A 13,161-nucleotide genomic window follows, 5' to 3' on the forward strand; every position below is an offset into this window, starting at 1 on the left:
GGGACACGGCCGGTGCGCGGGGAGGCGCGCCGGCCTTCGACTCTTGAACGCAGGTACCTGATGTCCGCATCCGCCCCGGTTTCCGCTCCGCCCCCGGTTCCGCCGGCTTCTGCCGCGCCGCGTGCCGTTTCGCCGCTGGCGGGGTTTTTCATCGACCTGGGTATCGCCGCTGTCACCCTGTTCGGCCTGAGCCTGATCAGCGGCCTGCTATGGGGCCTGTACCGTGGCGTGGTGGTCGGTTACGCGAACGCGCAGGCCGGCGCTGGTGCCCCCGACGCCAGTTCGGTAGCGGCGTCACTGGGCCAGCCGGGCGCGCTTGCGCAGATTCTCATGGCGCTGTTTGCCACCGGCGGCGCCGCGCTGCTGCTGTACTTCTGGCGACGGCCGGCCAATGCCGCCGAGCGCCACGCGTCGCGCCAGGCGCTGCGCCGTCCCTCCACCTGGGGCTGGACCCTGCTGGTGGCGACCCTGATCGTGCTCGGCAGCAATGGCATCGCCTTCCTGGCCAAGCAGTTCGGCATCGAGCCGGTTCCCACCAATCTGGCGCTGATGCAGAGCGCGATCGCGCGCTTCCCGTTGTTCCTGGTGCTGTTCGCGGTGGTACTGGCACCGGCCTACGAGGAGCTGCTGTTCCGCCGCGTGCTGTTTGGCCGCCTGTGGAAGGCCGGGCGCCCGTGGCTGGGCGTGGTACTGAGCAGCCTTGCTTTCGCCCTGATCCATGAAATCCCTGGCACCAGTGCCAACGGCCCGGCCGAGATCGCGCAGCTGTGGCTGGTCTATGGCGGCATGGGTGCCGCGTTCTGCTGGTTGTACCAGCGCACCGGCACGCTCTGGGCCGCGATCACCGCGCACGCGCTGAACAACGGCGTGGCGCTTGCCGCGCTTGTGTTCTTCGGGGCAACGTAGCGCCGTGTCCGCTTGACGAAAGATTAAGCCGCTACGCTACACACTGCGCATATGAACACGGGGGTGGATCCATGAAACAACTGCTGCTGGCCCTTGTCATCACCACCCTGGTCAGCGCCTGCGCGACCACGACCTCTCCTACCGGCCGTCGGCAGATGGTGGGCGGGGTGTCGCAGGCGCAGCTGGACCAGCTCGGCGCACAGGCGTTCGCCGAAACCAAGCAGAAGGAAAAGATCAGCACCGACGGCCGCCAGAACGGTTACGTGCAGTGCGTGGTCAACGCCCTGGTCGCGCAGCTGCCGCCTCAATACCGTGGCGTACGGTGGGAGACGGCCGTGTTCGTCGACAAGGAGCCCAACGCCTTCGCCCTGCCCGGTGGCAAGGTCGGCGTGAACACCGGCATCTTCACCGTCGCCAAGAACCAGGATCAGCTGGCTGCCGTAATCGGCCATGAAATCGGCCACGTCATCGCCCGCCACCACGAAGAGCGCATCACCCGGCAGATGGGTGCGCAGACCGGGCTGGCCGTGCTCGGTGCGCTGGCCGGCGCGGCCTACGGAGAAGGCGCTGCCAGCACCGTCAACCAGCTCGGGGGCATGGGCGCGCAGACCGCCTTCCTGCTGCCCGGTTCACGCACCCAGGAAAGCGAGGCCGACGTGATCGGCCAGCGACTGATGGCCCAGGCCGGTTTCAACCCGGCGCAGGCGGTCGACCTGTGGCAGAACATGATGGCCGCCAGTGGCGGCCGCAGCCCGCAATGGCTGTCCACCCACCCCGATCCAGCCAACCGTATCCAGGAACTGCGACGCGATGCACCGGGACTGACGCCGGTCTATCAGCAGGCGCAGGCGGCCGGGCTGCGGCCAAAGTGCGGATGAGTGCGCAGTTCTATGCTGTATTGCAGCACATAAAACGATTTCTCACGCCATCTGTTTCTGATACGTTTGGCGGCTCAGATTTTTCTGACAGTCCGACTTTGCCGCTATCCGGCGGTTCGATCGAGGTGAACGATGATTTTCCGTAACCACAAAGCTGTGCTTTCCGTCCTCGTCGCGACCGCCCTGACCGGCGCCGTGGTCACCGATGCCTTCGCGCAGTCCTCGCGTTCCTCCGAGCGTGGCAACCGCGGCGGCAAGCAGGCCAAGGCCGAAGCGCTGTACCCGAACGCGACCCGCGAGGAGCCGACCGTCAAGGCATCGGCCAAGCTGGGCAGCAAGCTGCAGAAGATGATCGACAGCTACAACAAGGAAAAGTTCCCGGAGACGCGCACGCAGGCCGACGCGATCCTGGCTGACAGCGCCGCGAACGAGTACGACAAGTCGCTGGCCGCGCAGCTGGCCTCGCAGGCCGCCTACCAGACCGACGACACCCCGGCTGCCGTGGCCTACCTGAAGCAGGTCCTGCAGTTCAACGGCCTGGACAACAACGGCCACTTCCAGTCGATGCTGATGCTGGGCCAGCTGCAGCTGCAGGAAGACCAGACCGCCGAAGGCCTGGCGACCCTGGACAAGTACTTCGCCGAGAGCAAGTCGACCAAGCCGGAAGAGCTGATCGCCAAGGGCCAGGCGCTGTACCAGCTGGAGCGCTACCAGGAAGCGATCCCGGTGCTGAAGCAGGCCATCGCCGGCGCCACCGAACCGAAGGACAACTGGAACCAGCTGCTGATGGCGGCCCTCTCCGAAGCCGGCCAGTCCGGTGAAGCGGTGAAGGAAGCCGAGGCACTGGCCGCCAAGAACCCGAACGACAAGAAGGCCCAGCTGAACCTGGCCAGCATGTACATGCAGGCCGATCAGATGGAGAAGGCTGCCGCGGTGATGGACAAGCTGCGCAGCAGCGGCCAGCTCACCGAAGAGCGCGAGTACAAGCAGCTGTACTCGATCTATGCCAACACCGAACACAAGGAAAAGGACGTCATCGCGGTCATCAACGAAGGGTTGCAGAAGGGCATCCTGAAGCCGGATTACCAGGTCTACCTGGCGCTGGCCCAGTCCTACTACTACTCCGACCAGGTGCCGCAGGCGATCGATGCGTGGCAGAAGGCTGCCCCGCTGTCCAAGGACGGTGAGACCTACCTGAACCTGGCACGCGTCCTGCATGCCGAAGGTCGCATCCCGGAGGCCAAGCAGGCCGCCCAGCAGGCGCTGGCGAAGGGTGTGAAGAACCAGGCTGATGCCAAAAAAATCATCAACCTGAAGTAAGTAGGAATAACGCCTGAATGCCTGCACAGTTGATGCGCAGGCGCTCAGGATTGGTATAAGCTTGGAGGTTCCTGCGGTGTCATGCACCGCTGATCAGGGATTCCGCCCCCGGCATCCCGGCCCCACTATTGAGCTCTTGGCGCATGACGGAACAACTAGTCGTTCACCGGTACGAACAACCCGATGACAAGGGGCTGAGCTGGCCTCGCATCGTCGGCATCGCGTTTGTAATTGCCCTGCATCTGGCCGCGTTCATGATGCTCCTGATCCCCGCCGTGGCTCCCAAGGCCGTGGCTGAGAAGGAGCGCAACGTCATGGTGACGATCGTCGACGCCCCGCCGCCGCCGCCACCGCCGCCGCCGCCGCCGCCGCCGACGGATACTCCGCCGCCGCCGGTGAAGAACCTGTCGCCGCCGAAGCCGTCGCCGGTCCCGCCGCCGCCGCAGGCGCCGGTCGTGGACGTGCCGGAACCGCGCCCGAGCGATATCGTCACCCCGCCGTCGCCTCCGTCGCCGCCGGCTCCGCCGACCTCGATCGAGGCCAGCGTGGACATCTCGTCGAAGGCCATGAACCCGCCGCGCTACCCGCCGGCAGCCTTCCGCGCGGGTATCCAGGGCGAAGTGATCCTGATCATTGATGTCGATGCCAGCGGCAACGTCACCAATGTCACGGTGGAAAAGTCCAGCCGTAACCGCGACCTGGACCGTGCTGCGATGGAAGCAGCTCGCAAGTGGCGCTTCAACGCCGCTGAATCTGGCGGTAAGAAGGCGGCAGGTCGCGTTCGCGTCCCGGTCAACTTTGCGCTGAACTGATGCGTCCGGGTGGCCGCCTGGCCACCCCCGCTCCCAGTTCGATTGTTTAGCTTAGCTACACCCTTTATCACCACACACAACAAAGGTAAGCGTCATGCTGCAGGAAATTTTCATCGCCGCTGCTGCCGGGGGCAATCCGTCCAACGCCCTGTCGCAGATGGGCTTCGAGCACCTGATCCACGAAATGACCACCAAGCCGGGTGATTTCGCGGTTTCCTGGGTCGTGCTGCTGACCCTGGTCGTCATGTCGGCCATGTCCTGGTACTGGACCGTCATCAACATCTTCCGCGCCACCCGCCTGAAGAGCGCCGCTGATCGCGTCGTCAGCCTGTTCTGGGATACCCCGAACGCGCAGGACGCCATCCGTGCGATGGAAGAACAGCCGGCTTCCGAGCCGTTCTCCAAGATCGCCCTGGACGCTGCCCAGGCGGCTGCCCACCACCAGCGCGCTGAAGGCGGCGCCACCGGCGGCGTGGGTGAGAACCTGAGCCGTTCGGAGTTCGTCGACCGCGCTCTGCGTCAGGCCGTGACCCGCGAAAGCAACAAGCTGCAGTCGGGCATGACCCTGCTGGCCACCGTCGGCGCGACCGCTCCGTTCGTCGGTCTGCTGGGTACCGTGTGGGGCATCTACGGCGCGCTGATCAAGATCGGTGCCACCGGCTCCGCTTCGATCGACGCCGTTGCCGGCCCGGTGGGTGAAGCGCTGATCATGACCGCGATCGGTCTGTTCGTCGCGATCCCGGCCGTGTTCGCCTTCAACTTCTTCAGCAAGATCAACAGCGCGACCATCAGCAAGTTCGATACCTTCGCGCACGACCTGCACGACTTCTTCGCCACCGGTTCGCGCGTCCGCTAATTGCGACGCGCTGTACCCAGCGAGAACGTAGTCAACACGATCTAGACGGAGCCCGTTATGGCTTTCAGTAGTGGTAACAGCGGCGGCCCCATGGCCGACATCAACGTTACGCCCCTCGTGGACGTGATGCTGGTGCTGCTGATCATCTTCATCATCACGGCGCCCCTGATGTCCCACAAGGTCAAGGTGGATCTGCCGGAGGCCAACCTGGTCCAGAAGCCGGACGACACCAACGACCGCAAGGGCCCCATCACCCTGGCAGTCAAGGAAGATGGCTCGATCTACTGGAACGACGAAGAAATCAACAAGCAGACTCTCGAGTCGCGCTTGGCGACCGCCGCCCAGCAGACCCCGCAGCCGCCGTTGAACCTGCGTGGTGACCGCACCACCAAGATGCGTGTCATCAACGAGATGACCAAGATCGCGCAGGAACAGGGCATGCTGGACGTCGGCTTCGTCGCGACCAAAGAGAAGGGGCAGTAAGCCATGGCATTCAGTAGTGGTGGTGGCAAAGGCCCCATGGCAGACATCAACGTCACGCCCCTCGTGGACGTGATGCTGGTTCTGCTGATCATCTTCATCGTGACCGCGCCGATCATGACGTACCCGATCGCCGTGGACCTGCCGCAGCGCGTGCTCAACCCACCGCCGCAGCTGGTCGAACCGCCGCCGCCGATCGAACTCAAGATCGACGCCAGCAACCAGGTCTCGTGGAACAACAGCCCGATCAATGCGAGCGAGCTGCAGCAGCGGATGGAGAACGAGGTCCAGAAGGACCCGACCAACCAGCCGGAACTGCGCATCGATGCGAGCCCGGATTCCGAGTACGACGTGATGGCCAAGGTTCTGGCTGCCGCGAAGAACGCTCAGATGAAGAAGATCGGTTTTGTGCAGCAGTAACTGCTACACCGCAATACAACAGTCATGACGCGACTGCAGACGCCCCTGGAAACAGGGGCGTCTTTTTTATGCCTGACGGCCTGGACCGTTATGATCGGCGGATGCTCGCCCTCTTCGACTCCCTGCGCCACTGGCTCGACGGCATCGCCCACCTTGGCACGATCCTGGCGGTCGCCTATCTGCTGTACCTGTTCGCGCTGGCGGGCTGGATCATGCTGCAGAAGCGCGAGCCGGTGGCCACGCTGAGCTGGATCCTGTCGCTGGCGCTGCTGCCCTACCTGGGTCTCTTCATCTACTACCTGCTGGGCCCGCAGAAGGTGAAGCGGCAGCGCCTGCGCCGTGGCCGTGCCCGCTCGGGGATGGAGCACTACAGCGATGTCTGCCCACCCGACGCCGACTGCACCGAGCTGGCCAAGGTCGCACAGGCCACGACCGGGCTCGCGCCGAGCAGCGCCACCGAAGTCACCTGGCTGGTGGACGGCGCGGCAACCTACGCGGCCCTGCTGGACGCCATCGCGCAGGCCCGCGATCACGTGCACCTGGAGTACTACATCTTCAACCCGGACCATGCCGGCACCGCGCTGCGCGACGCCCTGGTCGAGCGCGCCCGCGCGGGTGTGCAGGTGCGCCTGCTGCTCGACGCGGTGGGTTCGTCGGCCCTGCCCCGCCGCTTCCTGCAGCCGCTGCTCGACGCCGGTGGCGAAGCGATCTGGTTCCACCCACGGCAGCTGCTGAAGCCATTCAAGCGCCCGTGGTTGAACCTGCGTACCCACCGCAAGCTGGTGATCGTCGACGGCCGCCTCGCCCTCACCGGCGGCATCAACATCACCGACGACGAGGATGAAAGCCGCAGGGCGGATGCCTACCGCGACCTGCACATGCGCATCCGCGGCCACGTGGTGCGCAGCCTGCAGCTGGTGTTCGCCGAGGACTGGCTCTACGCCAGTGGACAGGATCCCTCGCGCATGGACATCGCGCGTCTGTGGCCAGCTGACATGCCGCTGCGCGGCGATGGTGCGATCAACGCCCAGGTGCTGGTCTCCGGCCCGGACTCGGGCTGGGAAACGATCCATCGCCTGCATGTGGCGGCGATCCAGGAAGCGCACGAGCGCGTCTGGCTGGTCACGCCCTACTTCGTGCCGGGCGAAGCGGCGCGGATGGCACTGACCTCGGCCGCGCTGGGCGGGCTGGACGTGCGCCTGCTGGTGCCGAAGATGAGCGATTCCTGGTTCGTCACCCAGGCCGCCCGCTCCTACTTCGACGAGCTGCTGCATGCCGGGGTGAAGATCTACGAGTACGGCCCACGCATGCTGCATACCAAGGCCTTCATCGCCGATGACGACGTCTGCATCGTCGGCAGTGCCAACTTCGATCACCGCAGCTTCCGGCTGAACTTCGAGCTGTCGATGATGATCAGCGACCGTGACCGGGTGGCTGCGCTGGCCGAACTGCTGCAGGGCGAATTCGACCGTTCCACGCGGGTGCACGACCAGGCCGGTCGTTCGCTGTGGCTGCACCGCCTGCCCGAGGCCTTCGCCCGGCTGGCCTCGCCGCTGCTCTGACGCAGCGCTACACTGCGCCGATCATCCGGGGAGCCCGACTATGTACTGGTTGTACCTGCTGCTGGCGCTGGGCTGTTTCGCCTTCGCGCTGAAGACCCCCAGCCCCGGGCTGATGACCCTGTGCCTGCTGGCCGCCCTCGCCTTCCTGTTGGCCTGGGTGCGTGGCCGCTATGTGGCCCGTTTCGGTGATCCACAGCGCGATCCGTCCACACTGGTCGATGCCGAAGAACTGCGCCGCCTGCGCGAACAGGCCCAGGCCCGCCGCGGTGACGACCCCAACGATCACGATCCATCCCCTCTTTCCAAGTAGTTTCGTTCCATGACCCAGCTCAGCGTCAACGTCAACAAGATCGCCGTCCTGCGCAATTCGCGCGGCGGTGCCGAACCGGACGTGGTACGCGCCGCCCAGGCCTGCCTGGATGCCGGCGCGCATGGCATCACCGTGCATCCGCGACCGGACCGTCGCCACATCACCGCCGAGGATGTGCTGGCCCTGTCCGCGCTGACCCGTGCCCGTGGCGTCGAATTCAACATCGAAGGCAACCCGTTTGCACCGCCCCGCGAGGGCTACCCCGGCCTGCTGCCCTTGTGCGCGCAGACCCGCCCGGCGCAGGCCACCCTGGTACCGGATGGCGATGGGCAGATCACGTCCGACCACGGTTTCGACTTCGAGCGCGATGCCGAACGACTGCGCCCGCTGATTGCCGAACTGAAAGCGATGGGTTGCCGGGTCAGCCTGTTCGTCGACGCGGGCAACCCGCTGCTGGAGCAGGCGGCCGAAGTGGGTGCGGACCGCATCGAGCTGTACACCGGGCCCTATGCGGAGGCGCATGCGGCTGGTGATGCTGACGCGATGCTGGCGTTGTTCGCCACTGCCGCACGCCGTGCACAGGCCGTTGGCCTGGGCGTGAACGCCGGCCACGATCTGTCGCAGGACAACCTGCGCGATTTCCTGGCCAACGTGCCGGACGTGCTGGAGGTGTCGATCGGCCACGCGCTGATCGGTGAGGCGCTGTACGACGGGCTGGACGCCACGGTGCGCGGGTACCTGGCGCTGCTCTGACCCCTCCCCTGTAGCGTCGAGCCATGCTCGACATCGGTCTTGGGCCACCTTGGGTGGGAGCCGAGCAAGGCTCGACTCTACGGGTGGCGCTGAACCCTTCAGGCGGCCGTCGCAGCCATTGAGACAACCACGACGTACCCTGCCGCAATGGGTATTGCGATCAAGGGCCGAGGTTCCACGTCCCACCTTGCCGGGCGCTTTGAAAGCACTGTCAGCGAGGCGGTGGACGACGGCTGGGCGGTCGACGAGAGCGAGGAGTTCCTTGCCCCTCGCCTGCGTACCGAAGTGCGTGCCGAGACCGCGCGCAGCATCATCACCCGCAACAACTCGCCGGACGTCGGCTTCAGCCAGTCGGTCAATCCGTATCGCGGCTGCGAGCATGGATGCTCATACTGCTTTGCACGCCCCTCGCATGCCTATCTGAACCTGTCGCCGGGCCTGGATTTCGAAACCAAGCTGTTCGCCAAGACCAATGCGCCGCAGCTGCTGCGCAAGGAGCTGTCGAAGCCGGGCTACGTGCCGCAGCCGATCGCGCTGGGCATCAACACCGACGCGTATCAGCCGATCGAGCGCAAGTTCAAACTCACCCGCCAACTGATCGAAGTGATGCTGGAGACCAAGCATCCTTTCTCGCTGATCACCAAGAACGCACTGGTCGAGCGCGATATCGACCTGCTTGCACCGCTGGCGGCGGAGAACCTGGTCAGCGTGCATTTCTCGGTGACCTCGCTGGACCCGCATCTTTCCGCAAAGCTGGAGCCACGCGCGTCTGCACCGCATGCGCGGCTGCGCGCGATGAAGCGCCTGCATGAAGCCGGTATTCCGGTGGGCGTGATGGTGGCGCCGGTGATTCCGTGGATCAACGACAGTGAACTGGAAGCGGTGCTGGAGGCCGCACACGACGCAGGTGCGAGCACCGCCGGTTATGTGCTGCTGCGCCTGCCTCTGGAAGTGGCGCCGCTGTTCCGCGAGTGGCTGGACACCCATCATCCAGATCGCGCCGCACATGTGATGAGTACCATCCAGCAGTTGCGCGGCGGCAAGGACTACGACAGCCAGTTCGGCACGCGCATGCGGGGCCAGGGCGTGTATGCCGATCTGTTGAACAACCGCTTCAAGCTGGCGCGCAAACGTCTGGGCTTCAATGCGCAGAACAGCCATTGGCCGAAGCTGGATTGCAGCCGGTTCCTGAAGCCGCTGCCGCCGAAGAAGGATTCGCCGCAGGGTTCGTTGTTCTGAGTAGAGTCGAGCTTGCTCGACTGGAGACGTAAAGGCAGTTGAGCATGCTCGACGTTCACCCCCCAAACAACTTCTGCGCACTCTGGAACAGGATCCAGCTGGTCGCGATGAACTTGTCCCCATCCTGCGGCCGGTTGCCACGATGGGTGTGGGTGAACGCAGTCGGCGCGATCAGCAGGCTGCCGGTGCGCGGCGCGATCTTCCGCCCCTGGAACAGGAATTCGGTCTCGCCCTCTTCGAAGTCGTCGTTGAGGTACAGCGTCCACAGCACGTGCCGGTGCAGGGTCTCGGCCTGCGCATCCTTCGGGTACAGCTCGCAATGCCAGTACGGGTAGCCGCCCTCGCCTGCCGCATACCACTGCAGGTTGATCGCACCCGGGCGCAGGCAGGTGCGGGCCAGATCGGCCAGCTGCTGCTGCGGCATGTCAGGGAAGTCCTCGGCAGACAGGCGTCGCGGTTGGCCGTTGCTGTCCTGGATCTGCAACATCAGCGGCGCAATCAACGCCTGTGGATAACGGCGTAGATAAGTCAGCAGGCCATTGAACACCGCGATCTGCAGCTGCTGATCGACATCCTGCCAGCCGTCCAGGCCACTGATGCGCAGATCCTTGCTGTGCTTGAGTTCCGGGAACACGCCACTGCCCACCGCACCGGGCTGCAGGCCACGCGTAGCGCGCAGGCGCTCAACGATGGCCGCGCAGACCTCGCTGGGGACGGCGTTGTGGATGACTTCGATGAAATCGACCGGGCCCTGCTCGTGCATGCGTGCATTCCTTAGGCGGCAACGGCTTGATGGTGCCGTTTGCCGCCCTCGGTGTCACCCCACGGTCATGTCATCGAACTGCCATGACCGCTGTCAGGCGATAGGCCGTCAGCCCTGCGCGTCGTCGTGTGCGTGGTGGTAGCGCACGGCTTCAGCCACTTCCTCGCGCGAACCCAGGAACACCGGCACGCGCTGGTGCAGCTGGTCGGGCTGGATGTCGAGGATGCGCTCGCGGCCGGTCCAGGCAGCGCCACCGGCCTGTTCGACCAGCAGGCCCATCGGGTTGGCTTCGTACATCAGGCGCAGCTTGCCGGCCTTGGACGGATCCTTCTTGTCCCACGGGTAGATGAAGATGCCGCCGCGGGTCAGGATGCGATGCACGTCGGCGACCATGCTGGCGATCCAGCGCATGTTGAAGTTCTTGCCGCGCGCGCCTTCCTTGCCCGCCAGCAGATCACCAACATAGGCCTGCATCGGCGCTTCCCAGTGACGCTGGTTGGACATGTTGATGGCGAATTCCTGGGTGGCCGCCGGAATCTGCATGTTCTCGGTGGTCAGCACGAACTCGCCCTTCTCGCGGTCCAGGGTGAAGGCATGGGTACCGTGGCCGACGGTCAGCACCAGCTGGGTGCTGGGCCCGTAGATGCAGTAGCCGGCGGCGATCTGCTTGCTGCCCGGCTGCAGGAAAGCATCATCCCCCGGCAGTTCGACGTTGGTCGGGCAGCGCAGCACCGAGAAGATGGTGCCGACGGAGACGTTGACGTCGATGTTGGAGCTGCCATCGAGGGGATCGAACAGCAGCAGGAAATCACCGCGCGGATAAATGTCCGGCACCGGCTGGCTGTGGTCCATTTCTTCGGAGGCGCAGGCGGCGAGATGGCCGCCCCAGGCGTTGGCTTCGAGCAGGATCTCGTTGCTGATCACATCCAGCTTCTTCTGCGCTTCGCCCTGCACGTTGCCGGTACCGGCGTCGCCGAGCACGCCACCGAGGGCGCCCTTGCTGACGGCGATGGAGATGCTGGTGCAGGCGCGGGCGACGACCGCGATCAGCTGGCGCAGGTCGGCATTGATGCGGCCGGCGTGCTGTTCCTGGATCAGGAAGCGGGTCAACGAAGTACGGGACATGGTCGGGCAGGTCTCGGCAGCGGGAAAACGCCTATTGTCGCCCGTATGGCGGGGCCGTGCGTGAGCGCGGGAAGGCGTAATCGTTTCCAGATGCGTTGCGCTGTCGGCGCACTCCTTCATGGAGGCACAGGGCGAGGTACACCGTGGCCAGGACACGCCGTAAACCCCCCTCCGGGGTCCGGCCCAGCCGCTGGCGGCAGGGCGTTCGGGCGCTTGCGAAGCAGTGCTTCGCAGGCAAAGCGCCCTCACCCATGGGGGCTCGGTCGGCGCATCCATGCGCCTCACGGTCCTGTCCACGGTGTACCTCGCCCTGCGCTTCAGGGTTCGCCGCGAGCGCGGAGGGTGTGGCAAAGGCAGAGGCAAAGCAGAAGCAAAAACAAAGGCGCCTTTCGGCGCCTTTGTCTTCAAGCGACTGGAGCGTTGCTTCAGCCCTTGGCGACGGTGGCCACGGCCTTGGCGACGTACTCCAGGTTGTTCTGGTTCAGCGCGGCCACGCAGATGCGGCCGGTGCCGACGGCGTAGATGCCGAACTCGTCGCGCAGGCGTTCGACCTGCTCACGGCTCAGGCCGGAGTAGGAGAACATGCCGGCCTGTTCGTTGATGAAGCCGAACTGCGGGGCACCGGCAGCGGCCAGCTTCTCCACCAGGCCCTGGCGCAGGGCGTGGATGCGCTCGCGCATCTCGGTCAGCTCCTGCTCCCACATCGCGCGCAGTTCCGGGTTGGTCAGCACGCCGGCCACCAGCGCGGCACCGTGGGTGGACGGGCTGGAGTAGATGGTGCGGATCACGCGCTTGACCTGCGACTGCACGGCCTTGGCGTCAGCGGCGGTCGGCGCCACCATCGACAGCGCACCCACGCGCTCGCCATACAGCGAGAACGACTTGGAGTACGAGTTGGCGACGATGAAGCTGTCGATGCCGGCTTCGGCGATGATGCGCACGGCGGCGCCGTCCTGCTCGATGCCCTTGTCGAAGCCCTGGTAGGCCATGTCGATGAAGGGGAACAGCTGCTTCTCCTTCAGCAGCTGCGCGACCTGCTTCCACTGGGTGACCGTGAGGTCGGCGCCGGTGGGGTTATGGCAGCAGGCGTGCAGCAGCACCACGGTGCCGGCGTCCAGCTTGCCCAGGTCGGCCAGCAGGCCGTCGAAGTTGACGCCATGGGTGGTCGGGTCGAAGTAGGTGTAGTCCACCACCTCGAAGCCGGCCGCGCTGAACACGGCGCGGTGGTTTTCCCAGCTGGGGTTGCTCAGCGCAACGGTGGCGTGCGGCAGCAGCTTCTTCAGCACGTCGGCGCCGACACGCAGCGCACCGCTGCCACCGACGGTCTGTGCGGTGGTGACGCGGCCGGCGGCCAGCAGCGGCGAGTCCTTGCCGAACACCAGCTCGCGCGTAGCCTGCGTATACGCCGGCAGGCCATCGATCGGCAGGTAGCCGCGCGGTTTGGCTTCAGCGGCGAGCTGCTGCTCGATCTGCTTGACGGCGCGCAGCAGCGGAATGCGGCCGCTCTCGTCGTAGTAGATGCCCACACCCAGGTTGACCTTGGTCGGGCGGCTGTCGGCGTTGTACGCCTCGGTCAGGCCCAGGATCGGGTCGCCTGGGACCAGTTCCACGTTTGCAAAGAAGGACACGGCGGTACTCGTTCGGTAGACGGAAAGGGGGAGGAAGTGCGCTACGCGGCTTGCGGCTTTTCGGCCGGAAACAGCCCATCGTAACAAAGCCTGCCGGGGCTGGCCGCCA

14 protein-coding genes are annotated in these 13,161 nt (G+C 65.4%); 11 read left to right on the top strand and 3 right to left on the bottom strand.

Annotated features, from left to right (window positions below; all coding sequences use genetic code 11):
• The first annotated feature begins 60 nt into the window (after positions 1–60).
• The 11 genes from V3B64_RS10730 (at position 61) to V3B64_RS10780 (ending at position 9,536) form a co-directional block, all read left to right on the top strand.
• Positions 61–906, top strand: coding sequence for a CPBP family intramembrane glutamic endopeptidase (locus V3B64_RS10730; protein WP_049399023.1), 846 nt, complete (start codon positions 61–63; stop codon positions 904–906).
• A gap of 71 nt (positions 907–977) precedes the next feature.
• On the top strand, positions 978–1,784 hold the full coding sequence (locus V3B64_RS10735; RefSeq protein WP_032128510.1) for a M48 family metallopeptidase: 807 nt from the start codon (positions 978–980) through the stop codon (positions 1,782–1,784).
• A gap of 132 nt (positions 1,785–1,916) precedes the next feature.
• The gene (locus V3B64_RS10740) at positions 1,917–3,104 is read left to right on the top strand and encodes a tetratricopeptide repeat protein (protein WP_032128511.1); all 1,188 of its coding nucleotides are present in this window, start codon (positions 1,917–1,919) and stop codon (positions 3,102–3,104) included.
• A gap of 254 nt (positions 3,105–3,358) precedes the next feature.
• Positions 3,359–3,916: an energy transducer TonB gene (locus V3B64_RS10745; protein ID WP_180836271.1), complete on the top strand. Its 558-nt coding sequence runs from the start codon at positions 3,359–3,361 to the stop codon at positions 3,914–3,916.
• Between the two features lie 94 nt (positions 3,917–4,010).
• Complete coding sequence (exbB, locus tag V3B64_RS10750) at positions 4,011–4,772, top strand: TonB-system energizer ExbB (RefSeq protein ID WP_004132614.1); 762 nt, start codon at positions 4,011–4,013, stop codon at positions 4,770–4,772.
• 57 nt (positions 4,773–4,829) lie between these two features.
• Entirely contained in the window at positions 4,830–5,255 is a 426-nt protein-coding gene (locus V3B64_RS10755; protein ID WP_012509603.1) for a biopolymer transporter ExbD, read from the top strand.
• A gap of 3 nt (positions 5,256–5,258) precedes the next feature.
• Positions 5,259–5,672 (top strand): biopolymer transporter ExbD, encoded by a 414-nt coding sequence (locus V3B64_RS10760; RefSeq protein WP_032129281.1) that lies wholly within the window; start codon positions 5,259–5,261, stop codon positions 5,670–5,672.
• Between the two features lie 101 nt (positions 5,673–5,773).
• Positions 5,774–7,234 carry a cardiolipin synthase gene (gene cls, locus V3B64_RS10765; RefSeq protein WP_329914124.1) on the top strand — a complete coding sequence of 487 codons (1,461 nt, stop codon included), beginning with the start codon at positions 5,774–5,776 and terminating at the stop codon, positions 7,232–7,234.
• A 40-nt stretch (positions 7,235–7,274) separates the two neighbouring features.
• The gene (locus V3B64_RS10770) at positions 7,275–7,544 is read left to right on the top strand and encodes a hypothetical protein (protein ID WP_032129280.1); all 270 of its coding nucleotides are present in this window, start codon (positions 7,275–7,277) and stop codon (positions 7,542–7,544) included.
• 9 nt (positions 7,545–7,553) lie between these two features.
• A complete protein-coding gene (locus V3B64_RS10775) occupies positions 7,554–8,297 on the top strand; it encodes a pyridoxine 5'-phosphate synthase (RefSeq protein WP_329914125.1) in 744 nt (247 codons plus the stop codon).
• 147 nt (positions 8,298–8,444) lie between these two features.
• A complete protein-coding gene (locus tag V3B64_RS10780) occupies positions 8,445–9,536 on the top strand; it encodes a PA0069 family radical SAM protein (RefSeq protein ID WP_329914126.1) in 1,092 nt (363 codons plus the stop codon).
• Between the two features lie 55 nt (positions 9,537–9,591).
• On the opposite strand, the gene V3B64_RS10785 is transcribed toward V3B64_RS10780, so the two are convergent.
• From V3B64_RS10785 to V3B64_RS10795, 3 genes are all read right to left on the bottom strand, one after another.
• Positions 9,592–10,299, bottom strand: a complete 708-nt coding sequence (locus V3B64_RS10785; RefSeq protein WP_329914127.1) for a 2OG-Fe(II) oxygenase — start codon at positions 10,297–10,299, stop codon at positions 9,592–9,594.
• A 108-nt stretch (positions 10,300–10,407) separates the two neighbouring features.
• Positions 10,408–11,424: a class 1 fructose-bisphosphatase gene (locus V3B64_RS10790; protein ID WP_014035428.1), complete on the bottom strand. Its 1,017-nt coding sequence runs from the start codon at positions 11,422–11,424 to the stop codon at positions 10,408–10,410.
• 425 nt (positions 11,425–11,849) lie between these two features.
• Positions 11,850–13,052: an amino acid aminotransferase gene (locus tag V3B64_RS10795; protein ID WP_088022996.1), complete on the bottom strand. Its 1,203-nt coding sequence runs from the start codon at positions 13,050–13,052 to the stop codon at positions 11,850–11,852.
• Positions 13,053–13,161: the final 109 nt, after the last annotated feature.

This window comes from Stenotrophomonas sp. SMYL86 (assembly GCF_036320025.1).
GTDB classification, from domain to species: Bacteria; Pseudomonadota; Gammaproteobacteria; order Xanthomonadales; family Xanthomonadaceae; genus Stenotrophomonas; species Stenotrophomonas maltophilia_A.